The sequence below is a fragment of the Cupriavidus sp. 94F1 genome (genome assembly GCF_057798875.1).
Genome location: NZ_JBYOJT010000013.1, coordinates 46,065 through 68,661, shown reverse-complemented (window position 1 = coordinate 68,661; position 22,597 = coordinate 46,065). Strand labels below are relative to the sequence as shown.

Below are 22,597 nucleotides of genomic sequence, written 5' to 3'. Positions count from 1 at the left end.
ATTTTAAATGGGGACACATTAATTCCTCGGCATTTTCGCACTGATATGGTGCGCTCCATCAGCTCTCCAGCGTGGAGTCGGCCTCTCCGCCCTCGGCATCCGGAATTACCGACTTTCTTGGTCGGCCTTTAGGCAGCGGCTGGACGCGTCGCGTCGCGTGACGCTCAAGTTGCATCAGGAAGGCATCGCTGCCCAGCGGCCAGCCGCTATGGGCATGCTTCTGCAGCGTGGCGAGCGTGCGGCCGGACAAACCCTCGGCCGTCAATGCGCGGTAATTGGACTGCCGCTCGAACGGCGTATTGCCCAGGTCCCAGTAAATGGAGTGATCACTCACAATCGATTGGGATTCGAAGCCAGCGTGGTGCCGATAGCTGCTCCAGCGATCCGCCTCGGGCGTCGTCACGTCGCCGGCGCGCACGGCATTGCCTTCCGTATAGAGCATGGCCGGCAGCAGCCAGGTCTCGGGCTCGATGACCGCGGAGCGGAAGCGGCCTTCCCAGAGGGTGCCCGTGCGATCGGCCACGCGGTTGAAATGGCGGGCGTAGCGGCGCCCTACCGCCTGCATGGTCAGGCTCAGCGAATAGGGGCCCTTCGGGGTCGCCACCAGATGGATATGGTTGGGCCGCAGTGCATAGGCGTGGATGGCCAGCTCATGCTCGCGAGCCGCCATGCGCAGGCAATCGAGGTAGTGCAGGTAGTCGTCCGTACCCAGAAAGACGGACTGGCGGTTGTTGCCGCGCTGCAACACCATGGCCGGCAACCCGGCGGGAGAGAAACGGGGAAGGCGGGCCATCGGGCATCCCGGATACAAGATGCCCGCATGATAACCTGATCTGTCCCCGTTTTTTGACGGACTCCTTCAGCTCAACCGATCGAGTTGCTCTCGCTGACCGCGAAGATGCGCCGGTGCTCGCGGATGGCATAGCGATCCGTCATGCCGGCGATGTAGTGAGCGATCAGGCGCGGCTGGTCGGCGCCGTGGCCAGCCTGGTACTGGGGCGGCAGCAGACGCGAATCCTGCATGAAGGCGCCGAACAGGTCGGTGATGATGCGCTGCGCCTTGGCCGACATGCGCATGACCAGGTAATGCCGGTAAAGGTGGCGGAACAGGAAACGCTTCAGCGCCGCGGCTTCCTCATGGATCTTCGGGCTGAACGAGACCAGCGGCCCGGCAGCGCGCACGTCGGCAATCGACTTCGGATTGGCGGCGGCGATATTGCGGCCGGTGGTCTCGATCAGATCGACGATCAGCGTATTGATCATGCGCCGGACCGTCTCGTTGATCGCCCGGCGCCCGTTGATGCCCGGAAACGCCGCTGCCACCTCTGCGCGATGGCGGCCCCACATCGGCACTTCGTCCAGCTGCTCCAGCGTCAGCAGGCCAGAGCGCAGGCCGTCGTCGATATCGTGGTTGTTGTAGGCGATCTCGTCGGCCAGATTGGCCAGCTGAGCCTCGAGCGACGGCTGCGCGCCCTCCAGGAAACGCCGCCCCAGCTCGCCCAGCGCCGCCGCATTGACGCGCGAGCAATGCTTGAGAATGCCTTCGCGCGTCTCGAACGTCAGGTTCAGCCCGTTGAAGCCGCCGTACCGTTCCTCCAGCTCGTCCACCACCAGCAGGCTCTGCAGGTTGTGCTCGAATCCGCCGTGGTTCTTCATGCAGCCGTTCAGCGCGTCCTGTCCGGCGTGGCCAAACGGCGTGTGGCCCAGGTCGTGGGCCAGCGAGATCGCCTCGACCAGATCCTCGTTGAGCCGCAGGTTGCGCGCGATGGACCGAGCAATCTGTGCCACCTCCAGGCTGTGCGTCAGCCGCGTGCGGAACAGGTCGCCCTCGTGGTTGACGAAGACCTGCGTCTTGTATTCGAGCCGGCGGAAGGCCGTGCTATGGATCACGCGGTCGCGGTCGCGCTGGAATTCACTGCGCGAGGACGAGGCCGGTTCGGCATGCACCCGGCCGCGCGTCTTGGCAGAGCGCGCGGCATAAGGGGCGAGATGGGCTTCGAGGTCAGTCGCTGGAGCGGTGGTCATGCGGGCAATCCGTTAATCCGTTGCTGGTTCAGGGTTGCAAGGCATAACCTGGCGCTTACGCGACCGGTGCCTCTGCGGGAGGTTTCAGGACGGCGTGGCGCAGCGTGTCACGCAGATCCGGGTCCGGTACGGTGGTAATGAATGCCTCGCCAAGCTTGCGCAGCAGAATGAACTTGATGCTGCCGGCCTCGGCCTTCTTGTCCACCTTCATCAGTTCGATATAGCGGTCGATGCCCAGGTCCGGCGCCACCACGGGCAGCATCGCTGCCTGCGTCAGCGTACGGATGCGCGCCCGGGTCTCGACGTCGATGAATCCCAGGCGATGCGACAGATCGGCCGCCATCACCATGCCGCAGCCCACCGCCTCGCCGTGGAGCCACTCGCCATAGCCCATGCCGGCTTCGATGGCATGGCCGAACGTGTGTCCGAAATTCAGAATCGCCCGCAGGCCGCCTTCGCGCTCGTCCTGGGCCACCACGCCGGCCTTGATCTCGCACGAGCGCCGCACCGCCTCGGCCATCATGCCAGTGTCGCAGGCATTGAGCGCGGCGATGTTGTCCTCGATCCAGGCAAAGTAATCCGCATCGACAATCGCGCCGTGCTTGATCACCTCGGCCAGGCCGGCGGCCAGCTCGCGCGGCGGCAGCGTCTTCAGCGTGTCGATATCGGCAATCACCGCGTTGGGCTGGTGGAACGCCCCGATCATGTTCTTGCCGAGCGGGTGGTTGATGCCGGTCTTGCCCCCGACCGACGAATCCACCTGTGACAGCAGCGTGGTCGGCATCTGGACGAACGGCACGCCGCGCATGTAGCAGGCGGCGGCAAAGCCGGTCATGTCGCCCACCACGCCGCCGCCCAGCGCGATCAGCGTGGTCTTGCGGTCGGCGCCCGCCTGCAGCAGTGCATCGAAAATCAGGTTCAGCGTCTCCCACTGCTTGAAGCGTTCGCCGTCCGGCAGCACTACCGTCCGGACGGTCTTGCCCAGGCCGGCCAGCACCGCTTCGACGCGGGACGCATACAGCGGGCCGACGGTCTCGTTGGTAACGATGACGGCATGCTGGCCGCGCACGTACGGCTGCAGCAGGTCGGCGCGGTCCAGCAGGCCGCCGCCGATATGGATGGGGTAGCTACGCGCCCCGAGATCGACTTCCAGCGTGATCATGAATGGGTGTCCTGCGCCGGCTGCCCGGCCACCGGATCGGTGTCGGGCACCGCTTCCACGGACGGAAACGTGAAGCCGGCCATTTCGAGTTGCATGAGAACCATATTAGCAAGCTGCGCCACGGTCGGCTTGCCGGTTTCGATAATGAAATCCGCCACTTCGCGGTAGAGCGGGTCGCGCTGGGCGTAGAGCGCCTCCAGCCGGCCTTTGGGGTCTTCGGTCTGGAGCAGCGGACGGTTGCGGTCATGGCGCGTACGCAGCCACAGGTCATGCGGACTCGCGCGCAGGTAGACCACGGTGCCGTTGGCTTTCAGGGCCGCCCGGTTGGCTTCGCGCAGCACGGCGCCGCCGCCCGTGGCCAGCACGATGCCGGTGCGGCCGGTCAGCTCGGCAATCATCTGCGCTTCGCGGTCCCGAAACCCGGTCTCGCCCTCGTGCTCGAAAATCACCGGGATCTTCACGCCGCAACGCGCTTCGAGCTCGTGGTCGGAGTCGAAGAACGGGTAGTCGAGGCGTCGGGCCACCGAGCGGCCGACGGTGGTCTTGCCGGCGCCCATCAGGCCAACAAAGAAAAGATTCGGGCGATTGGCTGTCACTGGACTGTCTTGCGCGAAAAGGCTCGGGGCATCTGGCACGCCGCCCGGCCCACCTCGCTGGCGTGATTCATACGCCATTGTGCATCATTGCGGTCCGGTTCCGGCTGGCCGTCGGTTCCGCCAACGATGCCGCGAAAAGGAAAAAGGCCGCGTCGCATACCGACGCGGCCTGCCAGTCTACTGCATCCGGGCGCCCTGCTGCACCCGAACGGTGTTATTTCAACGATACGCTGTCGTTCAGGATACGGGGCGTCAGGAACACCAGCAGTTCGGTCCGGTTGTTGACCTTGGCGTTGTTCTTGAACAGGTTGCCCAGCACCGGGATATCGCCCAGCCAGGGCACCTTGTTGACGGTATTCGACTCGTCCTGGCTGTAGATGCCCCCGATCACCACGGTGCCGCCGTTCTCCACCAGCACCTGCGTCTGCACGTGCTTGGTGTCGATGGCGAAGCCGCTGACGGTCTGGATACCCACGCTGTCCTTGTTGACGTCGACGTCCAGCAGCACGTTGCCTTCCGGCGTGATCTGCGGCGTGACCTCCAGCTTCAGGTTTGCCTTGCGGAACTGGACCGACGTGGCGCCGCTCGACGTGGCGGACTGGTACGGCAGTTCGGTACCCTGCTCGATCAGCGCCTTGATGTTGTTGGCGGTCACGACTCGCGGGCTGGAGATGATCTTGCCCTTGCCGTCGGCTTCCAGCGCGGACAGCTCCACATCCAGGAACCGGCCTGCTGCGGCATTGAAGATGCTGAATGCCGCGGTGGCCGGATTCGTGCCGTTGATGGCCGCTGCCGGTAGGCTCAGGGCCGGCGAGAAGTCGTTCGTGGCACCGGGCAGCGAATTGCCGTAGTTGGTGCTCAGCGAACTGCCCGCCTTCGGCAACGCAAAGCCCAGCTTCACACCGAGGTTGCGGCTGAAGGTGTCGCTCGCCTCGACGATACGTGCCTCGATGATCACCTGGCGCACCGGAATATCGATCTTCTGCAGGAATCCCTGCACTTCCTCGAGCTTCGAACCGATGTCGGACACGAACAGCTGGTTGGTACGTGGGTCCGCCGTCAGCGAGCCGCGCTTGGACAGCATCCGCGTGACGCCCGCAGCACCCGCACCGCCGCCAGCCGCCGGGACCGCCGATCCGCCACCGGCACCACCGGTGACCGCCAACCCCAGAAGCATGCGGCGAACGTCGTCGGCACGCTGGTAGTTCAGCTGGAACACCTGGCTGCGGATCGGTTCAAGCTCGTTGATTTGCTGCTGCGCTTCGAGCTCGAGCTTTTCCTTCGTGGCCAGTTCGGCCTTGGGCGCCACCCACAGCACGTTGCCGTTGCGGCGAGAAGCCAGGCCCTTGGAATCGAGCACGATCTGCAGCGCCTGATCCCACGGCACATCCTTCAGGCGCAGCGTCAGGTTGCCCTGCACGGTGTCGCTGGTGATGATGTTCAGGTTCGTGAAGTCGGCAAAGACCTGCAGCAGCGAACGGATGTCGATGTTCTGGAAGTTCAGCGACAGGCGCTCGCCCCGGTAGCCCTGGCCGGAAATCAGCTTGTTCGGGTCTTCCTTGACCTGGCGCACCTCGACCACGAACTGGTTGTCCGTCTGGTACGAGCTGTATTCCCAGTTGCCGCGCGGCTCGATCGTCAGCCGTGCGGCGCCGTTGGCGTCGCTGGCGCGCATGGCCTGCACCGGCGTGCCGAAGTCGGTCACGTCGAAGCGGCGGCGCAGGTCGTTCGGCAGCCCGGTGCCAATGAAGTCGACCACCAGGTTCTGGCCCTGCTGCTGGATATTGACGCCCGAATCGCGCGACGACAGGTCCACCACCACGCGGCCCGAACCGTCGCTGCCACGCCGGAAGTCGATATTGCGGATCAGCGTGCGGTTGGCCGCCACGGGCTGCATCGCGGGCGCCGCCGGCGCGAACGTCGGCGCCGCCGCGGCCGCAGACTGCGTCACGTTGTCCATCAGCACCACGAACTGCTTGCCGCGCATTTCGGTGCGATACGTGGCATTGCGGGCCAGGTTCAGCACCACGCGGGTGCGGTCCCCGATCTGCATCACGTTGGCGCTCTTGAGCAGCTTGCCGGCGTATTCATACTGCGCCCGGCCCTGCGCGAATCCCGTATCGAAGAAATCGATCGCGATCTTTGCAGGATTCTGCGTGGAGAAGTCCACCGGCTTTTGCGCAAGCGGACCTTGCAGGTCGACCGTGAAAACGGTCTGCTCGCCAACCACGTTGGCTTCCACCTGCCTGAGCTGGTTGTTTTGTGCCAGTGCGGCCGGAGAGGCCAGCACCAACGCCATCGCTGAAGCGCCCGCAAGCGCCCGGACCCAACGTGCCGTGATCATGCGGATGCCTCCAGCTTCAGGCTGGTCATTTTCTCTTTCCAATCTGAGACCCCTTCCCGAACCAATTCGCGCAACACGATCTCTTGATCGCTGATGCGGACCACCCGGCCATAGCTCTGGCCGAGATACTGACCCACCTTGACGTGATGGATCTTGTTATCTACGCGTACGACACCGTAGGTCTCGCCGTTTTTTTTCAGCATGCCGAGCATCTTGAAGTTCTCCAGCGGATAGTCTTCAAGCGGCTCGTGTCGCCGTCCGGCCTCCGGCGACTCAGACATCGTCTTGTTCAGTTCGCCGATCTTCGTCTGCGCAAACGGTTCCGGCGATGCGCGCCCGCCGTACTCGCGTGGCGTGTACGACTTGACCTCGGGCAATGGTTCCGGCGGCGGAGCCTTGGCGGCGCGTGTCTGCGCCATCCATTGGTGCAGGCCATCGTCGTCGCTCTGGCCGCAGCCGGCCAAGGCCACCACGGCCAGCGCGGCGGCGGCCAGCGCCTGCAGCATGGCAGGCTGGGGTCGGGTCAGGCGGCTCACTTGGCGCCTCCCTTCTTGTTCTTCGCGGCGGCATCGGCGGCAGCCTTGCGCTGCGCGGCCTGCTCGTCCGGGTCCAGCGCGCGATAGGCCATCGCCACCCCTTCCATCGACAGCGTGCCGTCCTTGCCGACCGACATGTTCAGGTTACGCATGGAGACGATCCGCGACAGCGCCGCCACGTCGGCGTTGAACAGCGCGACGTCGTGGTAGCGGCCGGTGACCTTCAGGTTGACCGGAATTTCGGCAAAGTACGGCTTGATGGCCGCCGGCTGCGGCTTGAACAGTTCGAACTGGAGACCCCGCGCCACACCGGCGTGGTTGACGTCGGCCAGCAGCGCGTCCATTTCCGTGCTGTTCGGCAATTGCCGCTCGGCCAGCGCCACGCGTTTTTCGACTTCGGCCTTCTGCGTGCGCAGTGCGTCCAGATTGGCCACCTGCGCCACCTTCGACTTGAACTGCTGCTTCAGCTGTTCGTGTTCGGCGTGCTTGCGGTCGAGTTCGTCGCTCTTGTCGCTCCAGTAGAACTGCCAGCCCAGCACCAGCACGATCACGGCCGCCAGGATCGAGAACAGCACGCGGGGGGCGGCGGGCCAGGTTTCGGGCTCGTTCAGGTTCAGGCCACGGAACTGCGTGGTCAGGTCCTGCAGGGAGATATTGGAATTCAGCGCCATGATCAGACCTTGCCTCCCGCCGGCTTGGCCGCGGCAGCCGATGCGCCTGCCCGCTTCTTGTCAGCCGGTTGCTCCGGCGCGCGATAGGCGAAACGCATCGAGAAATCGAACAGCCGGCGCTGTTCGCGCAGGTTGTTGGTCATCATGATGGCCTTCGACTCCACCAGCTCGGCGTGGTCCAGCCATTGCACCTGGCTGAAGTTGCGCAGCAGTTCCGACACGCGTTCGTTGGACTGCGCCACACCGGTGATGACGAACGTGTCCCCCGACTGCTTGAGCGTGGTCAGGTACACGCCCTCGGGCACCTGGCGCACCAGTTCCTCAAGCAACTGCACGGGCATGTTGCGCTCGGCCTGCAGGCTTTCGATGGCGCGCTGGCGATCCAGCAGCGCCTCGATATCCTTCTTGAGCGTCGTGACCTCCCTGATCTGCCCGTCCATGCGGGCGTTCTCGGCCGTCAGCGTCTGATTGAGATGGGTCATCTCATCGACCTTGGAATCGATGTAGAAGCCGCCGATCAGCACCACGAGCGCTCCCGCGCCCGCCGCACCGCCCAGCATGCTATAGACCTTCTTGCGCCGGGCTGCCTTGCGCGCCTCGTGATACGGCAGCAGGTTGACCGACGGAACGGTATTCGTCGTCGTGGACATGCGGGTCCCCCCGGTGACTTATTGGAGGCCGCGCAGCGCCAGTCCCGCACTGACGATGTAGGCAGGCAGGTCGCGCTGGAGATAGCGCTCGTTGACCTTGCCGGCGGTCGTCATGTTTGCGAAGGGATTGGCCAGCGTGGTCGTGATCTGTGTCTGTTGCTGGATCGCCGCCTGGACACCCAGCAGCGAGGCGTGCCCGCCGGAGAGCAGGATCTCGTCGACGCGGCCGAGGCTGGAGCTGGCAATGAAGTTGCCGATGGCGCCCTGCACCTCCATGGCCAGCGCCTCCAGCGACGGCTTGAGCAGTTGCCCTCGCCACGCTTCGGGCAGCGTGTTCTTGCGCTTCTTGATTTCGGCCTTGAGCGCATCGAGCGTGAACATGCGTGCGGCGCTTTGCGTCAGCTGATCGCCATAGCTGTTCAGCGGCTGCTCGTAGAGTTCCTTCCAGCCCTGGTAGAAGATGGCCTTGGAACGGCTGCCGCCCAGATGGACCACGGCCACCACGGGCAGGTCCTTGGCATCGGTTTCGTTCAGGCCGGCGGGGACGCCGAGCATCTGCACGACCGATCGCTGCACGGCGTACTCTTCCACGTCCATCACCTGCGGCTTCAGGCCTGCCAGTTCGGCAGCCGTCACGCGCTCCTGGACACGATCACTGTTGGCAGCCGTGACGCGTACGCCAATGCCGCCTTCGGTTTCGCTGGGACCAATCACCGCGAAGTCGAAGTTCACCGCCTGCGACGGCGGATAGAGGCGGTGCGCCTCGGATTCGACCTGCGAATAGAGTTCGTCTTCGGACAGGTTGTCCGGCAGACTGACCGTCTGGGATTCCGTCAGCATGGACGGCACGCCCAGGACCACGTCCCGGGTGCGGATGCCGGCCTTGCCGAGCGCGCGCTTGAGCGCAATCCCGACGGCTTCGATGTTGACCACGTTGCCATCGGCAACGGCGTTGCGGTCCAGCAGTTCGCTGGCGCATTTTTCCAGCCGATAGTCGTTTTTGCCCATCCCAACGGACAGCTCAACGACCTTGACGCTGGACGAACCAATATCCACGCCGACCGTAGTCTGGCGCAGAAGACCCGACAAGATGCCCCGTCGCAAGGTTGACCCCCTGACATTTGAACTCGCCCACGGCATGTCCGCTCTAATGGTGCGAGCCAGTTTCTTGGATGAAACGTTTGCTCTTTTATGTTCGTCGATTCTTACAAAATCCGGAGGCGCTGGCAATGTGCCGGTTTGACCACGCTTTCTTTTTCGGAAGGTCCCCGGAAATCCGTTGCCAAAATCCGACGGTCTGCAACCCCGCCGTCGGGTGGCATCGGCCTGACATGATCCGGGCACGCCAGCTTGCCCTCGCACCCGCCACGCGCACCCCTCCCTGAGGCATCGCCCGCCAGCCCGCGCCACGCCTGCGTCCTGCAGCCCGTGACAGACTGATCTCAACGGCATTACATCTTGTAACAGCACGGTAGCGACTTTCGCGCCACTGGCCCGCGGGAGCGGCCTGGTACCGACGATATAATCCGGGCACTCTTGTTAGGTAAACCCTTATGGCCACAGCACAACAGAAGCCGTCCCTTCCCGTCCGCCGTCCGTTGTGGGCGCGCATCGCGTTCTGGGTATTCGGGCTGCTTGCTGCCGGCGTCGTCGCCGTGGCGCTGCTGGTTGGCTATGCGCTGGTCGTGGCCGCCCCCAACCTGCCGTCGCTGGACACCATCACCGACTACCGGCCGAAGATTCCGCTGCGCATCTATACGGCCGACAACGTGCTGATTGGCGAGTTTGGCGAAGAGCGCCGCAACTTCGTGCCGATCACCGAGATCCCCGACGTCATGAAGAAGGCCGTGCTGGCCATCGAGGACGACCGCTTCTACGAGCACGGCGGCGTGGACTTCGTCGGCGTGATGCGTGCCGGGCTGGCCAACCTGCGTGGCGGCCTGTCGCAGGGTGCATCGACCATCACGATGCAGGTGGCGCGCAACTTCTTCCTGTCGAGCGAGAAGACCTACACGCGCAAGATCTACGAGATGCTGCTGGCGTACAAGATCGAGGCGAACCTGACCAAGGACCAGATCCTCGAGCTGTACATGAACCAGATCTACCTGGGCCAGCGCGCCTACGGCTTCGCCAGCGCCGCGCGCGTGTACTTCGGCAAGTCGATCAAGGACGTCACCCCGGCAGAGGCGGCGATGCTGGCCGGGCTGCCGAAGGCCCCGTCGGCCTACAACCCGGTGGTGAATCCGCGCCGCGCCAAGGTACGCCAGGAGTACATCCTGCAGCGCATGCGCGACCTGCGCTACATCACGCCCGAGCAGTATGACCAGGCCGTGCGCGAGGAACTGAAGGTGCGCAGCGAGGGCAACGAATTCTCCACGCACGCCGAGTACGTGGCCGAAATCGTGCGCCAGCTGATGTACGCGCAGTACCGCGAAGAGACCTACACGCGCGGCCTGACCGTCTACACCACGCTGAACAAGGCCGACCAGGACGCCGCCTACGAGTCCGTGCGCAACGGCATCATGACCTACGAGCGCAAGCACGGTTACCGCGGCCCCGAGGCCTTCATCGACCTGCCGTCCGATCCGGCCGACCGCGAGCAGGCCATCGACGACGCGCTGGTGGAGCATCCGGGCAGCGACGACCTGCGGTCCGCCGTGGTGACGAGCGTGTCGCCCAAGCAGGTGAAGGCCACGCTGCTGTCCGGCGAAGTGGCCACCATCGAAGGCACCGCGCTGCGCTTCATCGCGCCGTCGCTGTCGGCCAGTGCCCAGCCGAAGGTCAAGATCCGTCCGGGTGCGATCATCCGCGTGACGCAGGACCCGAAGGACAACACGTGGTCGGTGACGCAACTGCCCGAAGTGGCCGCCGCGTTTATCTCGCTGAGCCCCGAGGACGGTTCGATCCGTTCGATGGTGGGCGGCTTCGACTACAACCGCAACAAGTTCAACCACGTGACGCAGGCCTGGCGCCAGCCCGGTTCCAGCTTCAAGCCGTTCATCTACACGGCGGCGCTGGAAAAGGGGTTCTCGCCGGCCACGGTGATCAATGATGCACCGCTGACGATCGGCCCGGACACCGGCGGGCAGGTCTGGGAACCGAAGAACTACGACGGCAAGTTCGAAGGCCCGATGACCATGCGCCGCGCCCTGGCCAAGTCGAAGAACCTGGTGTCGGTGCGCATCCTGCGCGCCATCGGCACGCAGTACGCCCAGGACTACATCACGCGCTTCGGCTTCGAGGCCGACAAGCATCCGGCCTATCTGCCGATGGCGCTGGGCGCCGGCAGCGTGACGCCGCTGCAGATGGCGGGCGCCTATTCGGTCTTCGCCAACGGCGGCTATCGCGTGAATCCGTACCTGATCCAGCGTGTGGAAGACTCGCGCGGCAAGGTCATTTCCGAGACCCATCCGCAGAAGGCCGGCGAAGACGCCGTGCGTGTGCTGGACGCCCGCACCGCGTTCATCGCCGACAGCATGCTGCGTGAAGTGGTGCGCAGCGGCACGGCCAATCCGGCCAAGCAGCGCCTGGGCCGCAATGACCTGGCGGGCAAGACCGGTACCACCAACGACGCCGTCGATGCCTGGTTTGCAGGCTACACGCCCAAGCTGGTGGCCATCGCGTGGATGGGTTACGACCAGCCCAAGAGCCTGGGCGTACGCGAAACGGGCGGTGGCCTGGCGCTGCCGATCTGGGTCGGCTACATGGGCAAGGCGCTCAAGGGTGTGCCCGAGAGCCCGGACCGCCAGCCGCCGGAGGGCGTGGTGATGGCGGCCGGCGACTGGACGCTGGAAGAGAACGCGGCCGGCGCCGGCGTGGCGTCGGTGGGCCTGGGCGATCCGTGGCCGGGCAAGCCGGAAGAAAGCTCGCGTCCGCCGCAGGATACCGAGCAGGAAAAGAAGAAGATCCTGGAAATGTTCGGCGGCGCCTGACGGCCTGCTGGCCTGCCAACCTTTCCCAGCAACAAGAAACCGGCCCTGGCGGCCGGTTTTTCGTTGGGCCGCGCGGGCTTACTTCAGCGTCAGCGTGGTGCCGGCCTGCAGGCTCATGTAGCCGGACAGCGCCGCGTACAGCTCGGCGCCGCTGCGCGTGTCCACCCAGCGGGCGCCATCGTATCGAAAATGGAAGCCTCCGGCCTTGGCCGCCACCCACAGTTCCTGCATCGGCGCCTGGCTGTTGACGATGATCTTGGAGCCGTCCTCGAACTCCAGTTCCATCACGTTGCCGGTACGGTTGATTTCCACGTCGGCGTCGGCGGCATCGGCAGCCGCTTCGATATCGGCTTCCAGCTTGTCCAGGGCCGCGCCGGCCAGTGCCAGGAACTCGGTCTCGTTGAGGGGGGGCATGCTACACTCCAAGGCCGCCGGCAGCCCGTTTCCACGGGCATTCGGACCGGCAAATCAGATTGATGGAAAACGGGAAAGCCGTGCGCTTTCCACAGCCATCCGAAAGCCATCCAGACAATGAAGGACTCCCCGATGCTGCGTCGTGGTGCGATTGTATCGGCCTTTGCCGCCCTGCTCGCGATGCCCCTTGCCGGGTGCGGCATTCGCGGCCCGCTCTATATGCCCCGCGTACCGCCCGAGCCCACGCCGCCCACGGTGGCCGATCCGGGCCTGGGCCAGCCGGGCGCAACCCCGCCCGCGGCGCGTCCGATGGGCGAGCCCGCCACATCGACGCCCGCCGTCGCCGAGCCCGCCAAGGGCAGTTCCGCCCCCTCCGCACGCTGAGTGCATGCCAGACCATGAATGATTTTTTCCATCGCCGCGAAGACGGCACCCTGACCGTCGAACAGGTACCGCTGGCGCGCATTGCCGCCGAATTCGGCACGCCTGCCTACGTCTATTCGCGCGCGGCGCTGACCAAGGCGTACAACGCGTATGCCGCCGCCTGCAAGGGACGCAACGCGCACGTGCAGTACGCGGTCAAGGCCAACTCCAACCTGGCCGTGCTGCAGGTGTTCGCAAAGCTGGGCGCCGGCTTCGACATCGTGTCGGGCGGCGAGCTGCTGCGCGTGATTGCCGCCGGCGGCGACCCGCGCAAGGTGGTGTTTTCGGGCGTGGCCAAGAGCGAAGCCGACATGGCGCTGGCGCTCGAGCACGACGTGCGCGGCTTCAACGTGGAATCGATTCCGGAACTGGATCGCCTGAACGCGGTGGCCGGCCGCCTGGGCAAGCGCGCCCGCGTGTCCCTGCGCATCAACCCCGACGTCGACGCGAAGACCCACCCCTATATCTCAACCGGCCTCAAGGGCAACAAGTTCGGCGTGGCGTTCGAGGACGTGCTTTCCACCTACCGCGCCGCCGCCGCGCTGCCGCACCTTGAAGTGACCGGCATCGATTGCCATATCGGATCGCAGATCACCGAAGTGGCGCCATACCTGGAGGCGCTGGACAAGGTGCTCGACGTGGTGGAATCGCTCGAGGCCGAGGGCATCAAGCTCGAACATATCGACGTAGGGGGCGGCCTGGGCATCACCTATGACGACGAGACCCCGCCGGACATCACCGGCTTTGCCACGACGCTGATCGATCGCGTGGCCGCACGCGGCCACGGCCATCGCGAAGTGCTGTTCGAGCCGGGCCGTTCGCTGGTGGGCAACGCCGGCGCGCTGCTGACGCGCGTGGAATTCCTGAAGCCCGGCGCGGCCAAGAACTTCTGCATCGTCGATGCGGCAATGAACGACCTGGCCCGACCGGCCATGTACGAGGCCTACCATCGCATCGAGCCGGTGGCGCCGCGTGCCGACACTGCCGTCACGTATGACGTGGTGGGTCCGGTATGCGAATCGGGCGACTGGCTCGGCCGCGACCGCGCGCTGGCGGTGCAGCCCGGCGACCTGCTGGCCGTGATGTCGGCCGGCGCCTACGGCTTCGTGATGAGTTCGAACTACAACACGCGCGGCCGCGCGGCCGAAGTGATGGTCGATGGCGACACGGTGCACCTGGTGCGCGAGCGCGAACTGCCGGCGGACCTGTTCCGCACCGAGCGCCTGCTGAAGGATTGACCGCGCCAGCGCAAGCCGAAAAATAAGGAAAGGGCGACATCGTTGGTGTCGCCCTTTTTTCTATTGCGTGGCCACGGCGGCGGCGCGCGGCTTGCGCAACCACCACCAGATCCGCATGGCCAGCAGCACGAATACCGCGGCCGCGTAGATCGAAACTTCTCCAAAATCGTGCTTGCCGGCCTTGTGCCACCAGTAGTGCAGGATGGCCAGCACGGCGATGGCGTAGATCGACCGATGCAGCGCCTGCCAACGCTTGCCGCCAAGCCAGCGGACCATGGCATTGGTCGACGTGACGGCCAGCGGAATCATCAGCATGAACGCCGCAAACCCCATCGTGATAAATGGCCGTTTGCCGATGTCCTTGATCATGTAAGCCACGTCAAACCCGCGGTCCACGGCCAGCCAGAGCAGGAAATGCTGCACCGCGTAGAAGAACGTGAACAGACCCAGCATCCGGCGCAGGCGCAGCAGCCAGTGCCAGCCCGTGAGCCGGCGCAGCGGCGTGATGGCCAGCGTCACGCAGAGCATGACGAGCGTCCACGTCCCCGTGGACCGGGTCACGAATTCCAGTGGATTGGCGCCGAACTGCGAGGTCGCCCCGAGATACATCAGCCGCAGGAACGGCAGCAGCGCCAGCAGCCAGACCAGCCCCTTCAGCGTCTTCACGCGCGCAGGCGCAAGCATGGCAAGACCGCCGGGCCCGGGCCGGCTGCCCCGGGGCGTGCGTGCCTGCGCCGCCGCGCGCGGATCGCGCTCGGCCATCAGAAGTTCTTCCTCAAATCCATGCCCTGGTAGAGCGATGCCACCTGCGCGCCGTAGCCGTTGAACGGCAGCGTCTTGCGCTTGGGCGCGAATAGCGCGGAGAACCCGCCGCCGCCCTTGTCTTCGCCGATGCGGCGTTCGGTGGCCTGGCTCCAGCGCGCGTGATCGACGTCGGGGTTCACGTTCGAATAGAAGCCGTACTCGTTGGCGGCGGCCAGGTTCCAGCTGGTGGGCGGCTGCTTGTCGACGAAGCGGATCTTCACGATTGACTTGGCGCTCTTGAAGCCGTATTTCCACGGCAGAACCATCCGCACCGGCGCGCCGTTCTGGTTCGGCAGCACCTCGCCATAGAGGCCGAACGTCAGCAGCGCCAGCGGATGCATCGCCTCGTCCATGCGCAGGCCCTCGCTATACGGCCAGTCGAGCACGCCGCTGCTCAGGCCGGGCATCTGCTTCTTGTCCGCCAGCGTGATGAATTGCACGAACTTCGCCCCCGGCTGCGGTTCGACGCGCTTGATCAGCTCGGCCAGCGGATAGCCGATCCACGGAATCACCATCGACCAGCCTTCCACGCAGCGCAGGCGGTAGACGCGTTCTTCCATCGGCGCGATCTTCAGCAGTTCGTCCAGGTCGTACACCTTGGGATGCTTGACCAGCCCTTCCACGGCCACCTGCCACGGGCGCGGCCGCAGCGTGCCGGCGTTGCGGGCCGGGTCGGACTTGTCGGTGCCGAACTCGTAGAAGTTGTTGTAGGTCGTGACGTCCGTGTACGGCGTACGTTTTTCGGTCACGGCATAGGCGTTGTTGAGCGTGGCGGGCAGCTTCGGCAGCTTGCCTGGCGCTTCCTGGGCGAAAGCCTGGCGCGAGAACCACGGCGAAGCCAGGCCCGCTGCAGCAGCGGCACCGCCCATCGTCAGCAGGCGCCGGCGCGACCGATACAACGGTTCGGGCGTGATTTCCGACGCGGCGACATCGTCACCGCGCAACCATTTGGGGGAAGGAATCAGCATGTTTCACAGCGTTGGGTAGGACTTGCAGCATTGGACATCAAAAGCGGCGGGAAGGTGCGGAGCCGACCCGGATATCGACCGGCCAGACGGAAGGTCATGTGCCCGGGCTATCCCCGCTGGTATTGCTGGTAGACCACCTGGGCCAGTGCCAGCAGCCGATCGCGCTCCAGCGGACCCGCCAGGGCGAAGCCGAGATCGCGATCGACCCAGTAGAACGCCATGGTGGGGTGTCCGGCGGGATTTCGCGCCGGCGTGCGCGGCGGCAGCCGTTCGAGCCGGAATGCGGTGTCGGGCGTGCCCTGCGCCATGCGGCGCAGTTGCAGGGACACGCGCGTGCCAGCGTCGTCCTCGTACATCAGGATGGCCATCGGGCCGCCCTCCGAAGCGCCAAGGCGCCCCCCAATCAGCCGGAATCCCTGCGGGTGGAGGTCGGGCACCTGCAACGATGCACCGAGCCGTTTCGACAGCCAGGCAACCAGATGGGCCTCGTCGCTGGCGGGCACTTCGACGACGTGCCTGACCTCGGGCGCATAGACCACATAGCTGGCCAGCGCCTCGCGCGCAAAACGCTCCATCGGCGCGACGGCCACGGCATCGGCCCCGACATGATCGCGGGCGTACCAGCCGCCGGCGGCACCCGCCACCAGCGCACACAGGCTGGCAGCCAACGCCAGCGGCCACGCCAGGCGCGCCGTGGTCGCGCGGCCGCCCTGGCCGTGCAGTTCGCGCGGCAGCGCCGCCAGCGGCACGGCCTCGTTCAGCACGCCATCCAGTCCGGCGTGCAGCGCGGCGGCCTGCTGCCGCCAGGCTTCCACCTTGCTCGCCGCCTCGGCATCGGCCGCCAGGAAGGCCTCGACCGCGGCGCGGCGCGGACCGTGCAACTGGCCATCGGCATAGGCGTGAAGATCGGCTTCGCTCACCGGCGTCTGGGGGCTCATCATTTCACCCGTTGCAGCACATTCGGCGCCGCAACGTCCTTCGCGCCGCCGTCGAGCAGGCGGCGCATCTGTTCACGGGCACGGCTCAGGCGTGACATCACCGTGCCGGCCGGGATTTCAAGCACCTGGGCCGCTTCCGCATACGAAAACTGCTCCAGGCTGACCAGCAGCAATACGGCCCGCTGGGCCTCCGGCAAGGCGGCCAGCGCCCTGATCAGGTCGCGCCGCAGGCCGGGGTCGTCGCCGGGCGCCGCCACGTCCGGCGGTTCGTCGGTCACGCTTACCAGATCCGCGCGGCGCAGCCCGTTCAGGCGCAACCGGTGCATCAGCGTCAGCAACCAGGGCAGCAGGCCGTCGGCACCGTCGCCCCAGAGCGATCCGGGACGCAGGCGGAATCGCCAACGGTAGCGCAGGGCCCGCTCCAGCGTGTCCTGCACCAGATCGTCGGCCAGCACGGCGTCGCCGGTCAGGCCGCGCGCGTGGCGCCGCAGCCGCGGCGCCAGCGCCACCAGTTGGCGCTCGAATCCATCCATGCCCGGGTTGCCTTGCGTTCAGGCGCCCGAAAAATCAGGGCTTCGCCACGTGCCAGACGTTGTTGAGGTTGTCGCCAGTGCGGTCGCCCGGCTTGGCATCTTTGGCAAAGCGGTACAGCGGCATGCCCTTGTAGGCGTACTGGCGCGTACCGTCGTCACGCGTGATGACCGAGTAGCTGCCCGACGCCGTCTTGCCCGGCTCCGCCAGCAGCGGCGGCCAGTTGGTGGCGCACATGCCGTTGCAGACGCTCTTGCCGCCGTTGGCGGGGTCGCGATCGAACGTGTAGAGCGTCAGGCCCTGCGGATCGGTCAACACGCCGTTGGTCACCTTGACGGTCGGCGGCATTTCGCCGGCCCCACCCATGCCCATGCTGGAACAGCCGGCCAGCAGGACCGTTGCGGCGCCAGCGGCGATAACGAGCGGGCGAAGTACGGATGCAGCAGTGTGACGAGTATTCATCTTCAGGTCTCCTTCTCCGGGGCGGTGCCGACCGTCGGCACCGTGTCCCTTCAGTAAACACCGGATGTGACGTCCTTATTCCCTTTGGACCGAAAAAAAGTGGCGCCTTCTCGCTTCACGTGCAGTTTAAGCCTCATTGAAAAACAAAAAGCCTGTCGCAAGGACAGGCTTTTGGAATCCCGGAGACGGCTGGCGAATCAGAGTTCGCCGTAGCTATGCAGGCCGGACAGGAACATGTTCACCCCCAGGAACGCAAAGGTGGTGACCAGGAGGCCGACCAGCGCCCACCAGGCTGCCACCGTACCGCGCAGCCCCTTCATCAGCCGCATGTGCAGCCATGCCGCGTAGTTCAGCCAGACGATCAGCGCCCAGGTTTCCTTCGGGTCCCAGCTCCAGTAGCCGCCCCATGCCTCGGCCGCCCACAGCGCGCCAAGGATCGTGGCGATCGTGAAGAAGGCAAAACCCACGGCGATGGCCTTGTACATCACATCATCGAGCAGCTCCAGCGACGGCAGCCGCTCCGCCAGGATGCCCCGCTGCTTGAGCAGGTACGCCACGGACACCATCGCCGCCAGCGCGAACGTGCCATAGCCGATGAAGTTGGCCGGGACGTGGATCTTCATCCACCAGCTTTGCAGTGCCGGCACCAGCGGCTGGATCTCCTGCGCGTTGCGGGTGACCGTGTACCAGAGCAGGAAGCCCACCGCCGCGGACACCACCAGCATCACGAACGGCCCCAACGCCCGCGTGGCGTAGCGGCGCTCGTAGTACAGGTAGAACAGCGACGTGATCAGCGTGAAGAGAACAAAGACCTCGTAGAGGTTCGAGATAGGAATATGGCCAATATCGGCGCCGATCAGGTACGACTCGTACCAGCGCACCATCAGGCCCGTAAAGCCCAGCACCACGGCCGCCCAGCACAGCTTGCTGCCAAGGCTCGACCCGGTGTCCGACCGCGAGGCAAAGCCGACCCAGTAGAACATCGTCGACAGGAAGACCAGGGCGCTCATCCACAGGATGGCCGACTGGCTCGACAGGAAGTACTTGAGGAAGAACGCCTGCTCGGCGCGCGCCAGGTTGCCCTGGTACATCTGGATGGCAAGCAGCGACAGCACCGCGATGCCGACCATCAGCGGCCGCACTGCCTTCCAGTGCCAGCCAAGCAGCGCGAACGTGGGGACGGCGGCAATCAGCACGGCCTTGTCGTACACGTTCATCCAGTGGCCATAGCGCGTCAGCGCAAAGCCGGCGCCCAACACCAGCAGCACGGCAAACGCCCATTCAACCCAGGTCAGGCGGCGCAGAAAGGACGGTTCGAGGAAATCGGCTTCGAGCTGCACCGGGTCGTGCGACACATTGCCGGCTGCGGCATTTTGTCGCTGCCTCAGGCCCGAGGAGGCGTGGTTGAGATTGGAGGACATGGCATTCCTGCTCTGCGGTGCGATGCACCTGTAATGTCTGCGGTATCAACGTGGCGCGGCAGGCCGGGATTCTTCTACTTCCGGCCGCCGGAAAGCCCTCTTTCTACTATAGCGACGGCCTCTGCCTATCATCGGGCCCTGATGCATCGGATTGCGGTGCCGGCGGCGGCATCGGCGAGGCGCCATCCGCTGGCACCGGCGTCACTTCCGCGCCCACGGCACGGCCGACATCGTCGCGCAATGTGACGAATTCCTTCTCGAAATCCATCGTGCGGCGCTGCGTCGACATGGCCATCAGCACATGGCTGCCAGCGGAGTTTCCGGCGTCGTCAGATGGCTTGTCCTTGATCCAGATCCAGACGCGGCGTTCGCGGATATAGAACATCGCGAACACGCCCAGCACCAGCAGCAGGCAGCCAAGATACACGATGTTCTTGCCCGGCGCACGGGTCATCTGGAACACGCTGGCCTTGACCTCCTGGAAGTCGTCGAGCTGCAGAAATACGGGTGCCGCGTAGAAGAAACTGTCCGACAGCGCGTTGATGGCCTGCTGCAGGAACTGGCCGCTCTGGGCGTCGTTGGGGATCACGGGCAGCTTGTCCTGCTCGCGTGCCAGTTGCCACAGTTCCCACATCGATCCATTGAGAATCTTCAGCAGGACGTCGGCCGCCTTCTGCTGCTCGCTCTGCGGCACCGACTTTTCGAGGAAGGCCGCGATCGCGGTGAAGCCTCCGGGGGGCGCATCGGCCGACGCGCGCGTGGCGCCGGCAAACAGGTCCATGGCCCGCTGGGCGCTTTCGGCCAGTTGCTTGCGCAGCGTTGCCTTGTCGTCGCCGGGCATCGACACCGCCGCAAAGCGACGCGCCGCCTCGCCGCGCATGGCACTGCTTTGCAGCGCGGCGCGCAGGCGCATCCAGTCGGCCACGCTGCGCTGGTCGTCGGCGGGAATACGCAGGTAGCGGAACTGTTCGCTCGGCGAATCGCGCATGCCGGCCAGGAACACGGTCTGGCCGTCGAGTTGCACCGGCAGCATGTAGTTGTTGAACTCGCGCGCCTGGCCGGTGCGGTCGCGCAGCTTGTACTGGACCGACGGGCCGACATTGCGCAGGTTCTTGTCCTTGTCCAGGCTGGCCGCCGCACCCAGATGCTGCTCCAGCGCACCCAGCGACGACTTGCGCGCCACCCCGCGCACATCGGCCTTGCCCGACGCATCGGTCACGGTCTCGACGTTGATTTGCCGGAAATCGCTGAATTCGACGGTCAGGCTGTCCTGGTCGGCAGCCGTGCCGGTGCCGGTCAGCGCCACATTGCCACCCACCGTGCCCGCGATCGGGAAAGTGCCATGGCTGGTGCCCGTCATCGGATAGCCGACGAACTTCAGTTTCGAGCCGCCGTCCTCGAAGCTGGACTGGTAGATGGCCACGCCATCGACGATCAGCGGTTCGTTCACCTTGATCGTCGCCTCGGTGCGCTTGCCCGTGGCACGATCGGTCACGACCACATCCGACGCGAACAGCTTGGGCATGCCGGTGGAGTAGTAGTCGACCGTGAACTTCTTGAGCATGATCGTGAACGGCAGGTCCTGCACCAGCGCGCCATCGGCGATGTTCAGGATGGCCGTGGAGACGGTGGCTCCCTCCGGCACGAACGCATTGCCGCGGAATCCCGGGTTGGCGGGCGACAGCCGGTGCCTGGCAGGAATCTCGCTGATGATGGCGTTGCCGGCGATCGGCGTCTTGCCACCGAACCACATCTGGGCGCGGATCAGCATGTCGCCGTCCAGCAGGCCACCCACGCAGATCACGACGATGGCCGTGTGCGCCAGGATGTAGCCCAGCTTGTTGGCAGCGCCCGCCTTGGCGGCCAGCAGCGTCGCGCCGTCATGTTCCACCGGCTTGACGCGGTATCCGCGGTTGCGCAGCAGCGCACCCAGGCGGCCTGCCGCTTCCGCACGGCCGCGCGGCGCCTCATATTCGCCGCGATGATGGAACGCCCGCAGGCTGCGCTCGCGCACATGATCCTTCCACGACCGCATGTCGACGATCATCTTCGGGGCGTTGCGCGCAATACACAACGACGTGGAGATCACCAGGAATGCCAGGATCAGCAGGAACCACCACGAGCTGTACACCTTCTGCAGCGACAGCGCGTGGAACAGGTCCGCCCAGAACGGCCCGAACTGGTTCACGTAGTTCGGGTACGGTTCGTTCTGCTTGAGCACGGTGCCGATGATGCTGGCGATCGCAATCACCGTCAGCAGCGTGATCGCGAAGCGCATCGAGGACAGCAGCTCGACGGCATCGCGCAGCACGCGGTGTTGGGTCTTCAGGTGCAGCCCTGAAGTGGATGGGGTCGACATGTGCGGTAAAGCCTGAAAGCCGTGTGGCGCCAATAGGGTTGGCGCCAGGGTTGCGCGCCGATGTGACGCGATGTGGTGCCGCTCAAAATGAAAAAGGGTGGACATGCTTGGCAAGCAGGCCACCCTCTTCGATTGTTGCCCACGCGTCCGGTTCATCCCCCGAGGGATGCGCCGGACATGCAGGCCTGATACGACTTAACGGACGCCGGCGACGTAATCCGCCACCGCCTTGATCTCGGCATCCGACATCCTGGCGGTAATCGTGCTCATGACCGAATTGTTCTTTCGGGTGCCCTGGCGGAACGCCACCAGTTGCGCTTCGGTGTACTCGGAATACTGGCCTCCAATGCGCGGATACTGGGCCGGAATGCCGGCGCCGGTCGGCCCGTGGCAGCCTGCACAGGCCGGCACGCCCTTGGCGGCGATCCCCCCGCGGTAGATCTTCTGGCCTTCCTCGATCGTCGCCTTGTTCTTGGCCGTGGCAGGCTTGAGCTGCTGCTTGGCCAGGTAGGCGCCGATGTCCTTCATGTCCTGGTCGCTCAGCGCCTGGGCGTACAGCGACATGATGGGGTTGTCACGCGACTTGGCCTTGAAATCGGCGAGCTGCTTGTGAACGTAATCGCCCTGCTGGCCAGCCAGCTTGGGATTGACGGCAGCCGTGCTGTTGCCGGCGGTGCCGTGGCAGGAGAAGCATGCCGGGACATTGCGATCGGGAACACCTTGCGTGTAAAGCGTCTCGCCCTTGGCGGGATCCGCCTTGGCGGCGGCCTGCTCTGCGGCAGATACCAGCCCTGTCATTGCGCCCAGCGGAACTGCCAGCGCCATGACTCCCAAAAGTTTCGCAATGCGGTTCATCCTTACACCTTGTCAGATTTTGTTATGAACACCGTAATGCATGCCGGTCGCCTTTGTCCCCTGCCGGCGGTGAGGAAGCGCCATGGGGCAGGAGCTGGAAACGCGTATGCGCGACGTCCTATTCTTGATCGGGGACAATATTCCCGACCCAATTTCAGAGTTCGCCGATGACATCCGGCAAGGATGCCACACGTCACCCGCTCAGGAGACCGTAAACCGGGTTATTGTACAATAAATCGCTTTCCGGATTGACTTAGGTCAGTGTCTG

At 65.2% G+C, this 22,597-nt stretch carries 21 protein-coding genes; 3 read left to right on the top strand and 18 right to left on the bottom strand.

Translation table 11 applies throughout. From position 1 onward, the window contains the following. Positions 1–58: 58 nt before the first annotated feature. The 9 genes from AC3FJ6_RS23895 to pilM all read right to left on the bottom strand — a co-directional run bounded on the left by AC3FJ6_RS23895 (position 59) and on the right by pilM (position 9,073). The gene (locus AC3FJ6_RS23895) at positions 59–793 is read right to left on the bottom strand and encodes a transposase (RefSeq protein ID WP_488774007.1); all 735 of its coding nucleotides are present in this window, start codon (positions 791–793) and stop codon (positions 59–61) included. 71 nt (positions 794–864) lie between these two features. Further along, complete coding sequence (locus AC3FJ6_RS23890) at positions 865–2,025, bottom strand: deoxyguanosinetriphosphate triphosphohydrolase (RefSeq protein WP_092602142.1); 1,161 nt, start codon at positions 2,023–2,025, stop codon at positions 865–867. A 55-nt stretch (positions 2,026–2,080) separates the two neighbouring features. Beyond that, positions 2,081–3,187, bottom strand: coding sequence for a 3-dehydroquinate synthase (gene aroB, locus AC3FJ6_RS23885; protein ID WP_488774006.1), 1,107 nt, complete (start codon positions 3,185–3,187; stop codon positions 2,081–2,083). Continuing rightward, positions 3,184–3,783 carry a shikimate kinase gene (locus tag AC3FJ6_RS23880; RefSeq protein ID WP_488774005.1) on the bottom strand — a complete coding sequence of 200 codons (600 nt, stop codon included), beginning with the start codon at positions 3,781–3,783 and terminating at the stop codon, positions 3,184–3,186. Before AC3FJ6_RS23880 ends, aroB begins: the two co-directional genes overlap by 4 nt. 214 nt (positions 3,784–3,997) lie before the next feature. Then, complete coding sequence (locus AC3FJ6_RS23875) at positions 3,998–6,127, bottom strand: type IV pilus secretin PilQ (protein WP_488774004.1); 2,130 nt, start codon at positions 6,125–6,127, stop codon at positions 3,998–4,000. Further along, positions 6,124–6,633 carry a pilus assembly protein PilP gene (locus AC3FJ6_RS23870; protein WP_488774060.1) on the bottom strand — a complete coding sequence of 170 codons (510 nt, stop codon included), beginning with the start codon at positions 6,631–6,633 and terminating at the stop codon, positions 6,124–6,126. The genes AC3FJ6_RS23875 and AC3FJ6_RS23870 overlap by 4 nt, the downstream gene beginning before the upstream one ends. Before the next feature lie 26 nt (positions 6,634–6,659). Next, the gene (locus AC3FJ6_RS23865) at positions 6,660–7,334 is read right to left on the bottom strand and encodes a type IV pilus inner membrane component PilO (RefSeq protein ID WP_153949101.1); all 675 of its coding nucleotides are present in this window, start codon (positions 7,332–7,334) and stop codon (positions 6,660–6,662) included. Positions 7,335–7,336: 2 nt separating this feature from the next. Further along, positions 7,337–7,984, bottom strand: coding sequence for a PilN domain-containing protein (locus tag AC3FJ6_RS23860; protein ID WP_488774003.1), 648 nt, complete (start codon positions 7,982–7,984; stop codon positions 7,337–7,339). 18 nt (positions 7,985–8,002) lie between these two features. Continuing rightward, positions 8,003–9,073 carry a type IV pilus assembly protein PilM gene (pilM, locus tag AC3FJ6_RS23855; RefSeq protein WP_153949099.1) on the bottom strand — a complete coding sequence of 357 codons (1,071 nt, stop codon included), beginning with the start codon at positions 9,071–9,073 and terminating at the stop codon, positions 8,003–8,005. Between the two features lie 464 nt (positions 9,074–9,537). Between pilM and AC3FJ6_RS23850 the strand changes: the two genes are divergently transcribed. Next, positions 9,538–11,916: a penicillin-binding protein 1A gene (locus AC3FJ6_RS23850; RefSeq protein ID WP_488774002.1), complete on the top strand. Its 2,379-nt coding sequence runs from the start codon at positions 9,538–9,540 to the stop codon at positions 11,914–11,916. 78 nt (positions 11,917–11,994) lie between these two features. Here the strand turns inward: AC3FJ6_RS23850 and cyaY are convergent, their stop codons facing one another. Beyond that, positions 11,995–12,330: an iron donor protein CyaY gene (gene cyaY / locus AC3FJ6_RS23845; protein WP_488774001.1), complete on the bottom strand. Its 336-nt coding sequence runs from the start codon at positions 12,328–12,330 to the stop codon at positions 11,995–11,997. Positions 12,331–12,462: 132 nt separating this feature from the next. Between cyaY and lptM the strand changes: the two genes are divergently transcribed. Both lptM and lysA read left to right on the top strand, forming a co-directional pair. Further along, the gene (lptM, locus tag AC3FJ6_RS23840; RefSeq protein ID WP_254776063.1) at positions 12,463–12,714 is read left to right on the top strand and encodes an LPS translocon maturation chaperone LptM; all 252 of its coding nucleotides are present in this window, start codon (positions 12,463–12,465) and stop codon (positions 12,712–12,714) included. A gap of 14 nt (positions 12,715–12,728) precedes the next feature. After that, positions 12,729–13,991 carry a diaminopimelate decarboxylase gene (lysA, locus tag AC3FJ6_RS23835; protein ID WP_153949096.1) on the top strand — a complete coding sequence of 421 codons (1,263 nt, stop codon included), beginning with the start codon at positions 12,729–12,731 and terminating at the stop codon, positions 13,989–13,991. A 60-nt stretch (positions 13,992–14,051) separates the two neighbouring features. Here the strand turns inward: lysA and msrQ are convergent, their stop codons facing one another. The 8 genes from msrQ to AC3FJ6_RS23795 form a co-directional block, all read right to left on the bottom strand. Continuing rightward, the gene (gene msrQ, locus AC3FJ6_RS23830) at positions 14,052–14,753 is read right to left on the bottom strand and encodes a protein-methionine-sulfoxide reductase heme-binding subunit MsrQ (RefSeq protein ID WP_488774000.1); all 702 of its coding nucleotides are present in this window, start codon (positions 14,751–14,753) and stop codon (positions 14,052–14,054) included. Then, positions 14,753–15,763 (bottom strand): protein-methionine-sulfoxide reductase catalytic subunit MsrP, encoded by a 1,011-nt coding sequence (gene msrP / locus AC3FJ6_RS23825; RefSeq protein ID WP_488773999.1) that lies wholly within the window; start codon positions 15,761–15,763, stop codon positions 14,753–14,755. The genes msrQ and msrP overlap by 1 nt, the downstream gene beginning before the upstream one ends. Positions 15,764–15,870: 107 nt before the next feature. Further along, the gene (locus AC3FJ6_RS23820) at positions 15,871–16,701 is read right to left on the bottom strand and encodes an anti-sigma factor family protein (protein WP_488774059.1); all 831 of its coding nucleotides are present in this window, start codon (positions 16,699–16,701) and stop codon (positions 15,871–15,873) included. Beyond that, the gene (locus tag AC3FJ6_RS23815; protein WP_488773998.1) at positions 16,701–17,234 is read right to left on the bottom strand and encodes an RNA polymerase sigma factor; all 534 of its coding nucleotides are present in this window, start codon (positions 17,232–17,234) and stop codon (positions 16,701–16,703) included. The genes AC3FJ6_RS23820 and AC3FJ6_RS23815 overlap by 1 nt, the downstream gene beginning before the upstream one ends. A 34-nt stretch (positions 17,235–17,268) precedes the next feature. After that, the gene (locus tag AC3FJ6_RS23810; protein WP_400396963.1) at positions 17,269–17,694 is read right to left on the bottom strand and encodes a COG4315 family predicted lipoprotein; all 426 of its coding nucleotides are present in this window, start codon (positions 17,692–17,694) and stop codon (positions 17,269–17,271) included. A gap of 197 nt (positions 17,695–17,891) precedes the next feature. Continuing rightward, complete coding sequence (gene ccsB / locus AC3FJ6_RS23805; protein ID WP_488773997.1) at positions 17,892–19,115, bottom strand: c-type cytochrome biogenesis protein CcsB; 1,224 nt, start codon at positions 19,113–19,115, stop codon at positions 17,892–17,894. 106 nt (positions 19,116–19,221) lie between these two features. Further along, positions 19,222–21,474 carry a cytochrome c biogenesis protein ResB gene (locus AC3FJ6_RS23800; protein ID WP_488773996.1) on the bottom strand — a complete coding sequence of 751 codons (2,253 nt, stop codon included), beginning with the start codon at positions 21,472–21,474 and terminating at the stop codon, positions 19,222–19,224. Between the two features lie 195 nt (positions 21,475–21,669). Then, positions 21,670–22,329 (bottom strand): c-type cytochrome, encoded by a 660-nt coding sequence (locus AC3FJ6_RS23795; RefSeq protein ID WP_153949088.1) that lies wholly within the window; start codon positions 22,327–22,329, stop codon positions 21,670–21,672. Positions 22,330–22,597: the final 268 nt, after the last annotated feature.